This window comes from Enterobacter sp. WPR_3_1 (assembly GCF_003635055.1).
GTDB lineage: Bacteria > Pseudomonadota > Gammaproteobacteria > Enterobacterales > Enterobacteriaceae > Enterobacter > Enterobacter ludwigii.
In genome coordinates this window covers 74,669-88,842 of the sequence record NZ_RBXU01000015.1, presented here as the reverse complement: position 1 = coordinate 88,842, position 14,174 = coordinate 74,669, and the positions used below count along the sequence as shown (strand labels likewise).

General features: G+C 55.8%; 11 protein-coding genes. 9 read left to right on the top strand and 2 right to left on the bottom strand.

Annotated elements, in window-relative coordinates; all coding sequences use genetic code 11:
- Window positions 1-2 precede the first annotated feature (2 nt).
- The 8 genes from flgE (at window position 3) to flgL (ending at window position 8,284) form a co-directional block, all read left to right on the top strand.
- Window positions 3-1,211, top strand: a complete 1,209-nt coding sequence (gene flgE / locus BJ887_RS21265; RefSeq protein ID WP_014169558.1) for a flagellar hook protein FlgE — start codon at window positions 3-5, stop codon at window positions 1,209-1,211.
- A 20-nt stretch (window positions 1,212-1,231) separates the two neighbouring features.
- Window positions 1,232-1,987, top strand: coding sequence for a flagellar basal body rod protein FlgF (locus tag BJ887_RS21260; protein WP_014169559.1), 756 nt, complete (start codon window positions 1,232-1,234; stop codon window positions 1,985-1,987).
- A gap of 11 nt (window positions 1,988-1,998) precedes the next feature.
- The gene (flgG, locus tag BJ887_RS21255; RefSeq protein ID WP_008500810.1) at window positions 1,999-2,781 is read left to right on the top strand and encodes a flagellar basal-body rod protein FlgG; all 783 of its coding nucleotides are present in this window, start codon (window positions 1,999-2,001) and stop codon (window positions 2,779-2,781) included.
- A 57-nt stretch (window positions 2,782-2,838) separates the two neighbouring features.
- Window positions 2,839-3,537 (top strand): flagellar basal body L-ring protein FlgH, encoded by a 699-nt coding sequence (gene flgH, locus BJ887_RS21250; RefSeq protein ID WP_023311139.1) that lies wholly within the window; start codon window positions 2,839-2,841, stop codon window positions 3,535-3,537.
- A 12-nt stretch (window positions 3,538-3,549) separates the two neighbouring features.
- Window positions 3,550-4,647 (top strand): flagellar basal body P-ring protein FlgI, encoded by a 1,098-nt coding sequence (locus BJ887_RS21245; RefSeq protein WP_014169561.1) that lies wholly within the window; start codon window positions 3,550-3,552, stop codon window positions 4,645-4,647.
- Window positions 4,647-5,600 carry a flagellar assembly peptidoglycan hydrolase FlgJ gene (gene flgJ / locus BJ887_RS21240; RefSeq protein WP_063214591.1) on the top strand — a complete coding sequence of 318 codons (954 nt, stop codon included), beginning with the start codon at window positions 4,647-4,649 and terminating at the stop codon, window positions 5,598-5,600. Before BJ887_RS21245 ends, flgJ begins: the two co-directional genes overlap by 1 nt.
- 75 nt (window positions 5,601-5,675) lie before the next feature.
- Window positions 5,676-7,316, top strand: coding sequence for a flagellar hook-associated protein FlgK (flgK, locus tag BJ887_RS21235; protein ID WP_050736631.1), 1,641 nt, complete (start codon window positions 5,676-5,678; stop codon window positions 7,314-7,316).
- 14 nt (window positions 7,317-7,330) lie between these two features.
- Window positions 7,331-8,284: a flagellar hook-associated protein FlgL gene (gene flgL, locus BJ887_RS21230; RefSeq protein ID WP_050736632.1), complete on the top strand. Its 954-nt coding sequence runs from the start codon at window positions 7,331-7,333 to the stop codon at window positions 8,282-8,284.
- A gap of 75 nt (window positions 8,285-8,359) precedes the next feature.
- Here the strand turns inward: flgL and BJ887_RS21225 are convergent, their stop codons facing one another.
- Window positions 8,360-9,574 (bottom strand): MFS transporter, encoded by a 1,215-nt coding sequence (locus tag BJ887_RS21225; RefSeq protein ID WP_121340395.1) that lies wholly within the window; start codon window positions 9,572-9,574, stop codon window positions 8,360-8,362.
- A 109-nt stretch (window positions 9,575-9,683) separates the two neighbouring features.
- Here BJ887_RS21225 and BJ887_RS21220 point away from each other — a divergent pair, with 109 nt between their 5' ends.
- The gene (locus BJ887_RS21220) at window positions 9,684-10,619 is read left to right on the top strand and encodes a LysR family transcriptional regulator (RefSeq protein WP_049022668.1); all 936 of its coding nucleotides are present in this window, start codon (window positions 9,684-9,686) and stop codon (window positions 10,617-10,619) included.
- A 40-nt stretch (window positions 10,620-10,659) separates the two neighbouring features.
- Here BJ887_RS21220 and rne read toward each other — a convergent pair whose 3' ends face one another.
- Window positions 10,660-13,770: a ribonuclease E gene (gene rne / locus BJ887_RS21215; protein WP_121340393.1), complete on the bottom strand. Its 3,111-nt coding sequence runs from the start codon at window positions 13,768-13,770 to the stop codon at window positions 10,660-10,662.
- Window positions 13,771-14,174 lie beyond the last annotated feature (404 nt).

Genomic DNA, 14,174 nt, shown 5'->3' with positions numbered 1-14,174 from the left:
TCATGGCCTTTTCTCAAGCGGTCAGCGGCCTGAATGCTGCGGCCACCAACCTGGATGTCATTGGCAACAACATCGCCAACTCCGCGACCTATGGTTTTAAATCCGGTTCTGCCTCATTTGCAGATATGTTTGCCGGTTCCAAAGTGGGTCTGGGCGTGAAAGTTGCGGGCATCACTCAGGACTTTACCGACGGTACGACGACCAACACCGGTCGTGGTCTGGACGTCGCCATCAGCCAGAACGGTTTCTTCCGTATGGTCGATTCCAACGGCTCTGTGTTCTACAGCCGTAACGGTCAGTTCAAACTGGACGAAAACCGTAACCTGGTGAACATGCAGGGTCTGCAATTAACCGGTTATCCTGTTGCGGGTACCCCGCCAACGGTTCAGACCGGCGCTAACCCGCAGGCGATCAATATCCCAACGACCTTGATGGCGGCGAAATCCACCACCACCGCGTCCCAGCAGATCAACCTGAACTCCACTGACACCGCGCCAACCACGGCCTTTGATCCGACCAACCCTGACAGCTACAACAAAAAAGGGACGGTGACGGTCTTTGACAGCCAGGGTAATGCGCACAACATGAACCTGTTTTACGTTAAAGACGCGACTCCGGCAAACTCCTGGAAAGTCTATGCCCAGGACGGCAGCGTTGCAGGAAGCACGCCATCCCTGGCGACCACGCTGACCTTCAACACCAGCGGCGTACTGACTGGCGGCGGCAGCATCAATATCACCACCGGCACAGTTCCAGGTGCAACGCCAGCCACGTTTGCGATGAGCTTCGCCAATTCCATGCAGCAGAACACCGGCGCGAATAACATCGTGGCAACCAACCAGAACGGTTACAAACCGGGTGATCTGGTGAGCTACCAGATTAACGACGACGGCACCGTGGTGGGTAACTACTCCAACGAACAGACCCAGGCCCTGGGCCAGATCGTGCTGGCTAACTTCGCCAACAACGAAGGTCTGAAGTCTGAAGGCGATAACGTCTGGTCTGCCACCCAGTCTTCCGGCGTGGCGCTGCTGGGTACTGCGGGCTCCGGTAACTTCGGTACGCTGACCAACGGTGCGCTGGAAGCGTCTAACGTGGATCTGAGTAAAGAACTGGTGAACATGATCGTCGCGCAACGTAACTATCAGTCGAACGCGCAGACCATCAAAACCCAGGATCAGATCCTCAACACGCTGGTTAACCTGCGTTAAGCGGCTGACAGGAAAGCGCAATGGATCACGCAATATATACCGCGATGGGCGCGGCAAGCCAGACGCTCAATCAGCAGGCTGTTACTGCCAGCAACCTGGCAAACGCCTCTACACCGGGCTTTCGTGCGCAGCTTAATGCGCTGCGTGCGGTCCCGGTGGAAGGGCTCTCCCTGCCGACGCGTACGTTGGTTACGGCCTCTACGCCGGGTGCGGATATGACGCCAGGCCAGATGGATTACACCTCACGCCCGCTGGACGTTGCCCTGCAACAGGACGGCTGGCTGGCGGTGCAGACCGCTGACGGCGGTGAAGGATATACCCGTAACGGTAACATCCAGGTGAGTGCCACGGGCCAGCTGACGATTCAGGGGCATCCGGTAATGGGTGAAGCGGGTCCGCTGACGGTGCCGGAAGGGTCTGAGCTGACTATCGCGGCCGACGGGACCATTTCGGCATTGAACCCGGGCGATCCGGCCAATACCGTTGCGCCCGTCGGGCGTCTGAAGCTGGTGAAGGCGGAAGGCAAAGAGGTGCAGCGTGGCGATGACGGGATGTTCCGTCTGACCCAGGCGACCCAGGCCACTCGGGGGGCCACGTTACAGGCCGATCCGAGCATCCGCGTGATGTCCGGCGTTCTGGAAGGCAGTAACGTCAAGCCGGTCGAAGCGATGACCGACATGATCGCCAGTGCCCGTCGTTTTGAAATGCAGATGAAGATTATCAGCAGCGTTGATGAGAACGCGGGCAAGGCTAACCAACTTCTGGCTATGAGTTAACAGGACTCCTTATGATCAGTTCTTTATGGATCGCGAAAACTGGCCTGGACGCGCAGCAAACCAACATGGATGTGATTGCCAACAACCTGGCAAACGTCAGCACCAATGGTTTCAAGCGTCAGCGTGCCGTTTTCGAAGATTTGCTTTATCAAACCATCCGCCAGCCGGGAGCGCAGTCTTCTGAACAAACGACGCTGCCATCCGGTCTGCAGATTGGTACCGGTGTTCGTCCGGTAGCCACCGAGCGTCTGCATAGCCAGGGCAACCTGTCTCAGACCAACAACAGCAAAGACGTGGCAATCAAAGGCCAGGGGTTCTTCCAGGTGCAGTTGCCTGACGGTACTTCTGCCTATACCCGCGACGGATCGTTCCAGGTCGATCAGAATGGCCAACTGGTGACGGCGGGTGGTTTCCAGGTTCAGCCTGCGATTACCATCCCGGCGAATGCCCTGAGTATTACTATCGGGCGTGACGGCGTGGTGAGTGTGACGCAGCAGGGGCAGGCCGCACCTGTTCAGGTTGGACAGCTAAACCTGACCACCTTCATGAACGACACCGGTCTGGAAAGCATTGGTGAGAACCTCTACACCGAAACGCAATCCTCCGGTACGCCAAATGAAAGCACCCCGGGCCTCAACGGTGCGGGTCTGTTGTATCAGGGTTATGTGGAAACCTCGAACGTGAACGTTGCGGAAGAGCTGGTGAATATGATCCAGGTCCAGCGCGCGTATGAAATTAACAGTAAAGCAGTGTCGACGACCGACCAGATGCTGCAGAAACTGACGCAACTCTAAGGTGTAGCCCGGTGCGGTCAACGCCGCGCCGGCTCCCTGTTTTCGAAGATGAAGGCAATGCAAAAAAACGCGGCGTTTCGTTATCCGATACTGACTGTTCTGGCTGTCACCCTCAGCGGGTGTGCCTTGATCCCGTCTAAACCTTTAGTGCAGGGTGCGACTACCGCCCAACCCGTTCCTGGCCCGGCGCCAGTGGTGAACGGCTCCATTTTCCAGACCGCGCAGCCAATCAATTATGGCTATCAACCGCTGTTTGAAGATCGCCGCCCGCGTAATGTCGGCGATACGTTGACCATTGTGCTGCAGGAAAACGTCAGCGCGAGCAAGAGCTCGTCGGCGAATGCCAGCCGCGATGGCAAAACCAATTTCGGTTTCGATACCGTTCCACGCTATCTGCAGGGCCTGTTCGGCAATGCGCGTGCTGATGTCGAGGCCTCTGGCGGCAATACCTTTAACGGTAAAGGTGGCGCGAATGCCAGCAATACCTTTAGCGGCACGCTGACGGTGACGGTTGACCAGGTGCTGGTTAACGGCAATTTACACGTTGTGGGTGAAAAACAGATCGCCATCAATCAGGGCACTGAGTTCATTCGTTTCTCGGGCGTGGTTAATCCTCGCACCATCAGCGGCACCAACACCGTTCCGTCCACCCAGGTGGCGGATGCGCGCATCGAGTACGTCGGTAACGGCTACATCAATGAAGCGCAAAATATGGGTTGGCTGCAGCGTTTCTTCCTTAACTTATCGCCGATGTAAGCGAGGTGACCCATGTTTAAATCGATCTTCGCTGTGGCGCTGGCGCTGGTGGCAACGTTTGCCCAGGCTGACCGTATTCGCGATCTCACCAGCGTTCAGGGCGTACGCGAAAACTCGCTGATTGGCTATGGGCTGGTGGTGGGTCTGGACGGAACGGGCGACCAGACCACCCAGACGCCATTCACGACTCAAAGTTTGAACAACATGCTTTCCCAGCTCGGTATTACCGTCCCGGCGGGAACCAACATGCAGCTGAAAAACGTGGCCGCGGTCATGGTCACCGCCTCCTATCCGGCGTTCGCGCGCCAGGGGCAGACGATTGATGTCGTGGTCTCGTCAATGGGTAACGCCAAAAGCCTGCGTGGCGGCACGCTGCTGATGACTCCGCTGAAAGGGGTCGACAGCCAGGTTTATGCGCTGGCGCAGGGGAACATTCTGGTCGGCGGTGCCGGCGCGTCTGCGGGCGGCAGCAGTGTGCAGGTGAACCAGCTGAACGGCGGGCGTATCACCAATGGTGCGATCATTGAGCGTGAACTGCCGACCCAGTTTGGCGCAGGCAACACCATTAACCTGCAGCTGAATAATGAAGACTTCACGATGGCGCAGCAGATTGCCGACACCATCAACCGTAGCCGCGGCTATGGCAGCGCCACGGCGCTGGATGCCCGTACCGTGCAAATCCGTACTTCTACCGGCAGCAGCAACCAGGTCCGTATGCTGGCTGATATCCAGAATATGGAAGTGAATGTTCCGGTTCAGGATGCCAAAGTGATTATCAACTCGCGCACCGGTTCGGTCGTAATGAACCGCGAAGTGTCGCTCGACAGCTGTGCCGTGGCGCAGGGTAACCTCTCCGTGACGGTTAACCGTTCCGCCAACGTCAGCCAGCCTGATACCCCGTTCGGGGGTGGCCAGACCGTGGTGACGCCACAAACGCAGATTGATTTGCGCCAGAGCGGTGGGTCGCTGCAGAGCGTACGCTCCAGCGCGAACCTCAATAGCGTGGTTCGGGCCCTGAATGCCCTGGGGGCGACGCCGATGGATCTGATGTCGATTCTGCAATCCATGCAAAGCGCGGGCTGTCTGCGCGCCAAACTGGAAATCATCTGATGCTGACCGATAGCAAGCTGTTGACCGGTGCTGCCTGGGATGCCCAGTCGCTCAACGAACTGAAAACCAAAGCAGGTAAGGACCCGGCGGCGAATATCCGCCCGGTCGCCCGCCAGGTGGAAGGGATGTTTGTACAGATGATGCTGAAAAGCATGCGTGAAACCCTGCCGAAAGACGGGATGTTCAGCAGTGATTCAACCCGTCTTTACACCAGCATGTATGACCAGCAGATTGCACAGCAGATGACCGCCGGGAAAGGCCTCGGTCTGGCTGATATGATTGTCAAACAGACCGAAGCCGCGCAGGGCATCCAGCCGGATGATAAGCCACAGCAGGTGCCGATGAAGTTCGACCTGCAAACGGTGACCAGTTATCAGAATCAGGCCCTGACGCAGATGGTGCGCAAAGCCATACCGAAGGCCACGAGTACCAGCGATGAGCCACTTTCTGGCGACAGCAAAGACTTCCTGGCGCAGCTCTCGCTGCCGGCACGTCTTGCCAGTGAACAGAGCGGCGTGCCTCATCACCTGATCCTCGCGCAGGCGGCGCTGGAGTCCGGCTGGGGTCAGCGGCAGATCCGTAAAGAAAACGGCGATCCGAGCTTTAACATCTTCGGCGTGAAGGCCACGTCGAGCTGGAAGGGGCCGACCACCGAGATCACCACCACTGAATATGAAAACGGTGCGGCGGTGAAGGTTAAAGCCAAATTCCGCGTCTATAGCTCCTATCTGGAAGCCTTATCCGACTATGTGGGCCTGTTGAGCCGAAATCCGCGTTATACCGCCGTTACACAGGCGGCAACCGCGGAGCAGGGCGCTCAGGCACTGCAGAACGCGGGCTACGCCACCGATCCGAACTATGCGCGTAAGCTCACCAGTATGATTCAGCAGCTGAAATCGATGGGCGAGAAGGTCAGTAAAGCCTATAGCACAGATATCGAAAATCTGTTCTGAAAGTTCTCAAGTCCCGGTGGAGGCTGCCGATAACCTTCATCAGGACTCGTGTCTGAACGTATAAAAGGAACCCCCATGTCCAGTTTGATTAACAGTGCCATGAGTGGCCTCAGTGCTGCGCAGTCGGCACTCAATACCGTCAGTAATAATATTTCAAGCTATAACGTGGCAGGTTATACCCGCCAGACGACAGTGCTGGGCGCGTCGAACAGCACGCTGACCGGCGGTGGCTGGGTAGGTAACGGGGTTTATGTCTCCGGTGTCCAGCGTGAGTATGATGCATTCATTACCAACCAGCTGCGCGCCGCGCAGACCCAGAGCAGCGGCCTGACTACGCGCTATCAGCAAATGTCAAAAATCGACGATGTGCTCTCGGATACCACCAACTCGCTCTCTACCACGCTGCAGGACTTCTTCAAAAGTCTGCAGACGCTGGTGAGCAACGCAGAAGATCCGGCTGCGCGCCAGACGGTGCTGGGCAAAGCGGATGGCCTGGTCAATCAGTTTAAAACCAACGATCAGTATCTTCGCGATCAGGATTCTCAGGTGAATACCGCGATTTCTGCCAGCGTCGATCAAATTAATAACTACGCCAAACAGATTGCGAACCTGAACGATCAGATTTCCCGTCTGACCGGCGTGGGTGCTGGCTCATCACCAAATGACCTGCTCGATCAACGCGATCAGCTGGTGAGCGAACTGAATAAAATTGTCGGTGTTGAAGTTTCTGTGCAGGATGGCGGCACGTATAACGTCTCATTTGGCACCGGTTACAGCCTGGTACAGGGGAGCAAAGCGAACCAGCTGGCTGCGGTGAAATCCAGCGCAGACCCAACCCGTACAACGCTGGCCTATACCGATGATGTTACAGGCAATATCGAAATTCCTGAGAAGCTGATTACCACCGGCACCCTTGGCGGTTTACTCACCTTCCGTTCTGAAGATCTGGATAAAGCGCGTAATAGCCTTAACCAGATGGCGCTGGCCTTTGCTGACGCGATGAACAAGCAGCATGAAGCGGGTTTTGATGCTAACGGCGATGCTGGCGGCAAGCTCTTTGACTTTGGCTCGCCTGCGGTTGTGTCCAACAGCAAGAATTCAGGTACCGCCGCGCTGACAGCCTCCGTGGCTGACAGTACTAAAGTCCAGGCAACCGATTATAAGCTGCAGTTCAACGGAACCGACTGGACCATTACGCGTACGTCGGATAAGACCAGTTTCACGATGAGTCCGGATGCGAGCGGCAATCTGTCTTTCGACGGCCTGAATGTCAACGTGAGCGGTACCGCGAATAACAAAGACAGTTTTGTTGTTAAGCCCGTTTCTGATGTCATCGTAAACATGGAACTCAAGTTTAATGATGAGTCCAAACTGGCGATGGCATCGACAAGCGCCGGTGGCGAAAGTGACAACCGCAACGGTCAAAAATTGCTGGATCTGCAAAATAGCAAGCTTGTCGGCGGGAATAAGTCTTTCAATGATGCTTATGCTTCCCTCGTCAGTACCGTTGGTAGCTCAACAGCGGCACTGAAAACCAGCAGCGAAACGAAAGCGAATGTGGCGACGCAGTTAACCAAACAGCAGCAGTCGATCTCAGGGGTAAACCTTGACGAAGAGTACGGCAATTTGCAGCGCTATCAGCAGTATTACCTCGCTAATGCGCAGGTTCTACAAACTGCCAGCTCGCTCTTTGATGCAATCATTAATATTCGCTAAGGCTGAGGTGAAACATGCGTATTAGCACCCAGATGATGTACGACCAAAACATGCGCGGGATCACCGATTCCCAGAGCAAGTGGTTGAGTTATGGTGAACAAATGTCCACCGGCAAGCGTGTCAATCGCCCGTCGGACGATCCCATCGCGGCGTCGCAGGCTATTGTTCTGTCACAATCACAGTCACAAAATAGCCAGTTTGCGTTGGCGCGTACGTTTGCTACGCAAAAAGTCTCGCTCGAGGATAATGTACTGGCTCAGGTTAACACCGCCTTATCGAGCGTGCGTGAGAAATTAGTTTACGCTGCAAATGGGACATTAAGTGATGATGACCGCCTTTCCCTGGCAACTGATATCCAGGGCGTGCGCGATCAGCTCATGAACCTGGCCAATACAGCCGATGGTAATGGTCGTTTTATCTTTGCAGGATATAAAACAGAAAGTGCACCGTTTGATTCTGCTACCGGGGATTACAAAGGTGGCCTTGAGCCGATCACTCAGCAAGTCGATACGGCACGAAACATGGCAATTAGCCATACTGGGCAGCAAATTTTCGAGAGCATTACGAGTAATGCACAGGAAGTGCCGGGTGGGGGATATGGCGAAACAAATATGTTCAAAATCCTTGATGCCACCGTTGCCTCGCTGAAAACGCCGATTGAGAACGATCCGACAGCTGCAGCTGCGCAAGCTCAGGTGATTGCAAATGCTCAAATTGGTATCAAAAATTCCCAGAACAATATCCTTACTGTTGTTGCTGATGTGGGTACCAAGATGAACGAGCTTGAAAAGCTGGATACACTTGGTGACGATCGTGCACTGGGCCAGACTAAGCAGATGAGCGACCTGGTTGATGTGGACTGGAACGCAGCGATCTCCTCTTACACCATGCAGCAGGCCGCGCTGCAGGCATCTTATAAAGCGTTTAGCGATATGCAGGGCATGTCCCTGTTCCAGCTGAACAGATAACATCTTGACCTCTTGGAACATGTCTTGAAACTGGGCATGTTTTACTGCCCAATCCGTGTGGATTGGGCATTTTTTTTACGCGATTTCTGCCGGTGCGGAGGCGACGCGTGCACTTTCAATCAGACGTATTGCCAGCGCAATGACACCGCATACCGTTGCCAGGGCAACCACGCCCGTCCAGCCAGCCAGCGTGTAGATTTTACTCCCTGCTGCCGAACCCAGCGCCATGCCGATAAAGACCACCGTAAAGAGCAGGGCATTAAGACGCCCCCTGGCCTGAGGCTCAAGGCTATAGACCAGATTCTGGTGCGCCACCAAACTGGACTGCAGCCCCAGATCAAACCCGATGGCTGAGACTGCAATCAGAATCAGTTGTCCATGAAGACCCAGCGCGGGCATCAGGAACATCAGGGCAAACGAGACGGTAACCAGTGCTGCGCCAAGCTGCGTGACTTTTCCGGCGCCCAGCTTGTCCGCCAGACCTCCCGCCAGCGGGGCGGCTAAGGCCCCCGCGGCCCCGGCAATACCAAAACCACCCGCGACGGCGCTCCCCAGGTGATAGCGCTCCAGCAGCATGACCGCCAGCGTTGACCAGAAGGCGCTAAAGGCAATCGACAGAAAACCCTGTGCCAGTGCTGCACGACGCAGAGCCGGATAACGACGCCACAGATGTTCCATTGAGCGCATCAGGGCGGGATAGCTCAGCGTGGAGTGAATGGCAAAACGCGGGAGTACCCGCCACATCACCGCCCCAATAAATGCGATGCTTACAGCGGCCAGCTGATACATGACGCGCCAGCCAAAAGCTTCACCCACCACACCGCTGACGGTTCGCGACAGCAAGATGCCCATCAGCAACCCTGTCATCACGGTTCCCACGGTTTTTCCCTGCTTCCCTTCGGGGGCGAGGATAGCCGCTGCGGGAACGATATCCTGTGCCATGGTCGCGGCCATACCAATCAGCAGGCTTGCCAGCAGCAATGAGTGCTGCTGCCCGGTCAGGCTGCAGCCCAGCAGAAACAGTGCCAGGGCGGTGCTTTTTATCAGGATTAACGTCCTGCGGTCGTGACGATCGCCAAGTGGCAACAGAAAAAGAATACCGAGCGCGTAGCCTGCCTGGGTCAGCGTCGGGACCAGCCCCATCCCTTCAATACTAAGATGAAGGTCGGCGCCTATCAGCGGCAGCAGCGGTTGCGCGTAGTAAATGGATGCGACGCTAAAGCCAGCCCCCAGAGCCAGCATAAAAATCACCCAGCGACTGGCGGCATGGGGAGCAGTTGTTGTGTTCATAAGACGTTCCTCACTCATAGTGTGCCGCTATTTTTTATCACTATGCCTTGCGACGGTAGAGGGCCTGGTGGTAAAACGCTTATACGTTTGGCGTATAGCTGGGAAAATGATGAAGCGAGTTGAGCGTATAGACAGGGTGGAACTCATGCGCACATTTGTTCGTATTGTGGAAAGCGGATCGCTATCCGGGGCGGCAAGACTGCTTGCGACGAGCCAGGCCACGGTGAGCCGCCGCCTTCAGTCTCTGGAAACGCTGCTGGGGGTACGGCTTTTATTGCGAACCACCCATGCAACAAAACTTACCGATGACGGCGAGCGCTGCTATCAACATGCCCGGCGGGTCATTGATAGCTGGCTGGCACTGGAAGATGAAATCGGCCAGACGGAGGACGAGCCGGTAGGGGTGTTACGGGTACGTGCACCGCACGCCTTTGGGCAGGATCAGCTTCTGAGACCGTTAACGGAGTTTTTGCAGCGTTATCCTCAGCTGTCGGTGGAGTGGATGCTCAACGATAAGTCGGTGGATTTTCTGAGCGACAATCTGGATTGTGCTATTCGAGTTGGCGCAGAGGTGGATCCGGCAACCGTCTCCGTGCTGCTGGCGGAAGTGCCACGCTGTGTGGTGGCTTCGCCTGCGCTGCTGGACCAGTTTGCGCCGGTTCACACACCGGAGGATCTGCAGGCGCTTCCCTGGATTGCCATCAGCACGTTCTATCAGCGACATGTGGAGTTGTGGGATGATCTTTCGCAGGTAAAACGTATCTCCATTGCGCCACGACTAAGCACGGATAGCCTGCATGTTGCGCGCAATACCGCCCTGACAGGATTAGGGGTGGCGATGGTTTCAAGCTGGACGGTCAAGCAGGATATCCAGGAAGGGCGCTTAGTGCATTTGCTTCCACAGTGGCAGCCCGCCGCGCTCCCGGTTCATCTGGTTTATCCGTGGTCGCGTTATTATCCGGCGCGTTTACGCCGTTTTCTGGAGATGATGAAGAGGGTGATGCCGGACATTGCGGGTATGAGAAAGCCGGCACGCGAGCAATAAAAAAGCCGACCCGAAGGTCGGCTTTTTACGCTATGTGTCGTTACTCAACAGACTGCGGACGGGTAGCCGGTGCCGTCGCCTGATGCGTTGCACTGTGGCCACCGGCAGAGCCTTTACCGTCAAAGTTGAACGCAGGGCGGACCCAGTCACTGTGACGCGGCGCTTCCGGCACATATTCCGGCGCTGGTGCGCGAGTCATCGGGGCTGTCGCAACGTGAGCAGGGGCCGGCGCTGTGATTACCGGCTCGGCTTTCACTTCTGGCTCTTCTGCTTTCGCGGCTTCACGCACTGGTTCGACGTCAATTTCAACGTCCTGAACCACGTCTTCAGTCACGGTTTCGACAACCACGTCCGGGGTCTCTTCTACCGCTGCTGCTGGCTGAACCTCAGCAACAACGTCTTCAGCGACCACGGTGTCTTCTTCAGCAATAAGCTGCGGTGCGGCGTCAACCGGCGCGGCAATCACTTCAGGGTGCGTGGTTTCAACGTCTACTGCATGAGGCGCTTTTGACTCAACGGCCTGTGGCTCAACCACGATAGCGGCTTCATTTACCGCTTCTTCAGTTGCGGCTACCGGGGCAATCACCTCTTCGGTGACAGCCTGTTCTTCCACAACCTGCTCCTGACGAGCAACCGGGTAGCGGATCCAGACTTTACCGGAAGCCATTTCAGGAGACGCGCACGCCACGGTTAATGGCATTGGCGACTGTGTCGGATAACGCTCGTCGCGATAACGACGACGACGTTGACCGCTGACGCGCAGGTGACGCGGAGAGCGGCGTGAACGACGTGGCATACCCGCGTTATCACGGCCTTCACCGTTATCGTCTTGCTCAGCGTTGTTTTCGACGACGGCCGGCAGATCCACTTTCGCCAGTTGGGTGCCCGGTGCAGTGTCACTTGCTTCTGCTGGGACGATGATGGTCTCTTCCACCGGCAGGGCACCTACACGCACTTTCTGTGACAGCTGACGCTGCTTACGACGCGGCATAACCTGAGTACGTTCTTCCTGCTCGCTTTCCTGTTGTTCAACAGGCTCTTCGCGGTTCAGGTTTTTGACTTCCTGCTGCGCCTGGCGCTTCTCGTCGTTACGACGACGGCTACGCTCACGGCGTGGCTGCTGCTCGTCGCGCTGTTTGCTCTTCTCAGACTCATCGCCCGCCTGCTGGCGAATTTCACGATCTTCAACATTCTGCGGTTGCTTCTCGCGACGGTTGCGACGGTTGTCTTCGCGTTGCTCACGACCCTCATTATTGTCCGAACGGTTGTCACGGCGTTCGTTACGGTCATTACGATCGTTACGGTCACGGCGGTTGTTCTGACGTTTACGACGGTCCTGTTGACGTTCAGGTTTCGCTTCTTTCGGTGCTTCTTTCGGTTGCTCAGGCTGCTGGACTTCTTCGCCTGCAAACATCTTTTTCAGCGCACCGAAGAGGCGGCTCAGCAGACCCGGTTGTTCTGGCTGGGCTTTGACCGCAACGGCTTCTGGTTTTGGCGCAACCGGTTTGGTCACGGGTTTTTCCAGTGCCGTTTCTGGCGGAGCTTCAGGCATGATGAAGGTCGCTAAGGCTGGCTGCTCTGGCAGTTTGCGCTCGGCAGGTTCTTCATCGGAAGGCAGCGCCATCTCTTCTTCATGCAGCTTAGGCAGCAGATAGCTGAGCGTGCTGGTCTCTTCACCCTTACGGACACGCAGCACGTGGTAGTGCGGGGTTTCCATCTGATCGTTAGGCACGATGATGCAGCGAACATCGCCCTGGCGTGATTCAATTGCGCTGACGGCCGCACGTTTTTCGTTCAGCAGGTAGGACGCAATTGGCACGGGAACAATGGCATGAACCTCTTTGGTGTTCTCTTTCAGCGCTTCTTCTTCAATCAGACGCAGAATAGAGAGGGACAGAGATTCGTTATCACGAACGGTACCGGTACCGGAGCAGCGCGGACAGACGTGATGGCTGGATTCACCGAGTGAAGGGCTCAGACGCTGACGGGACATCTCCAGCAAGCCGAAGCGTGAGATATGGCTAATCTGGATACGAGCACGATCCTGACGTACCGCTTCGCGCAGACGGTTTTCAACCGCACGCTGGTGGCGAACCGGGGTCATGTCGATAAAGTCGATAACAATCAGACCACCCAGGTCACGCAGGCGGAGCTGGCGGGCGATTTCATCAGCGGCTTCAAGGTTGGTGTTGAAGGCGGTCTCTTCGATATCACCGCCGCGCGTAGCACGTGCGGAGTTGATGTCGATGGCGGTGAGCGCTTCGGTCGTATCAATAACGATAGAACCACCGGATGGCAGACGCACTTCACGCTGGAAAGCGGATTCAATCTGCGATTCGATCTGATAATGGCTGAACAGCGGGATTTCACCGGTGTACAGTTTGATTTTGCTGGTGAAATCCGGTCGACCCAGCGCAGCAATGTGCTGGCGCGCCAGCTCAAGCACTTTCGGGTTATCGATCAGAATCTCACCGATGTCCTGACGCAGGTAGTCACGGAAGGCACGCACAATCACGTTGCTTTCCTGGTGAATCAGGAACGGCGCTGCGCGGCTTTCTGCCGCTTTCTGGATTGCTTCCCAGTGCTTCAGACGGAAGCTTAAGTCCCACTGCAGCGCTTCGGCAGATTTGCCGACGCCTGCGGTACGCACGATAAGCCCCATGCCGTCAGGCAGCTCAAGACTTGCCAGCGCTTCTTTCAGCTCGGTACGGTCATCACCTTCGATGCGGCGAGAGATACCACCGGCACGCGGGTTGTTTGGCATCAGGACCAGGTAACTTCCCGCAAGACTGATAAAGGTGGTCAGTGCGGCACCTTTGTTGCCACGCTCTTCTTTATCAATCTGAACAATGACTTCCTGACCTTCACGCAGCACATCTTTGATGTTTGGGCGGCCATGGGAGTTATAGTTTGCAGGGAAATATTCGCGGGCGATTTCTTTCAGAGGGAGGAAACCGTGACGCTCAGCACCGTAATCGACAAATGCAGCTTCAAGGCTTGGTTCAATGCGGGTGATTTTACCTTTGTAAATGTTCGCTTTTTTCTGTTCGTGTCCAGGACTTTCGATATCCAGATCGTACAGGCGCTGCCCATCCACAAGGGCGACACGCAACTCTTCTTGCTGAGTTGCGTTGATTAACATTCTTTTCATCGTAACTTACTCGTTATTCTTACATTGACGACAAAGCTGCGGGCAAGGTGACGCTTTCCGGGGTATGAACCGATGGCCTCGTGTCTATTCACGTCGCCAACCTCACGGTTGTCGCTCGCTTAAGAGGCGCAGAGTGTCGGTTGCCTGTATTTCATACGGAAACACAGCGCAATTATCAGGGGAATTGCCTGGGTAGAACTCTCCAGAGAACAATCCTTATACCGGGAAGTACTGCAACCCGCAGCCCGCTAACTGCCTGAAAGATCAATACGTCTTACGCCATTGCTGCGTGGATGATCGGTCAGACAAAATTGGTCATTCCGTCGAGATCCTTACTTAACCAGGATTTAACACGGAAAACGAGTTCATTATTCCACTGCTCGCCGGGTTATAGCAAGATGACT

Excerpts from the sequence above, each read along its gene's own strand:
- flgE (WP_014169558.1), top strand. The coding sequence starts at position 3 with ATGGCCTTTTCTCAAGCGGTCAGCGGCCTGAATGCTGCGGCCACCAAC.
- BJ887_RS21260 (WP_014169559.1), top strand. The coding sequence starts at position 1,232 with ATGGATCACGCAATATATACCGCGATGGGCGCGGCAAGCCAGACGCTC.
- flgG (WP_008500810.1), top strand. The coding sequence starts at position 1,999 with ATGATCAGTTCTTTATGGATCGCGAAAACTGGCCTGGACGCGCAGCAA.
- flgH (WP_023311139.1), top strand. The coding sequence starts at position 2,839 with ATGCAAAAAAACGCGGCGTTTCGTTATCCGATACTGACTGTTCTGGCT.
- BJ887_RS21245 (WP_014169561.1), top strand. The coding sequence starts at position 3,550 with ATGTTTAAATCGATCTTCGCTGTGGCGCTGGCGCTGGTGGCAACGTTT.
- flgJ (WP_063214591.1), top strand. The coding sequence starts at position 4,647 with ATGCTGACCGATAGCAAGCTGTTGACCGGTGCTGCCTGGGATGCCCAG.
- flgK (WP_050736631.1), top strand. The coding sequence starts at position 5,676 with ATGTCCAGTTTGATTAACAGTGCCATGAGTGGCCTCAGTGCTGCGCAG.
- flgL (WP_050736632.1), top strand. The coding sequence starts at position 7,331 with ATGCGTATTAGCACCCAGATGATGTACGACCAAAACATGCGCGGGATC.
- BJ887_RS21225 (WP_121340395.1), bottom strand. The coding sequence starts at position 9,574 with ATGAACACAACAACTGCTCCCCATGCCGCCAGTCGCTGGGTGATTTTT.
- BJ887_RS21220 (WP_049022668.1), top strand. The coding sequence starts at position 9,684 with ATGAAGCGAGTTGAGCGTATAGACAGGGTGGAACTCATGCGCACATTT.
- rne (WP_121340393.1), bottom strand. The coding sequence starts at position 13,770 with ATGAAAAGAATGTTAATCAACGCAACTCAGCAAGAAGAGTTGCGTGTC.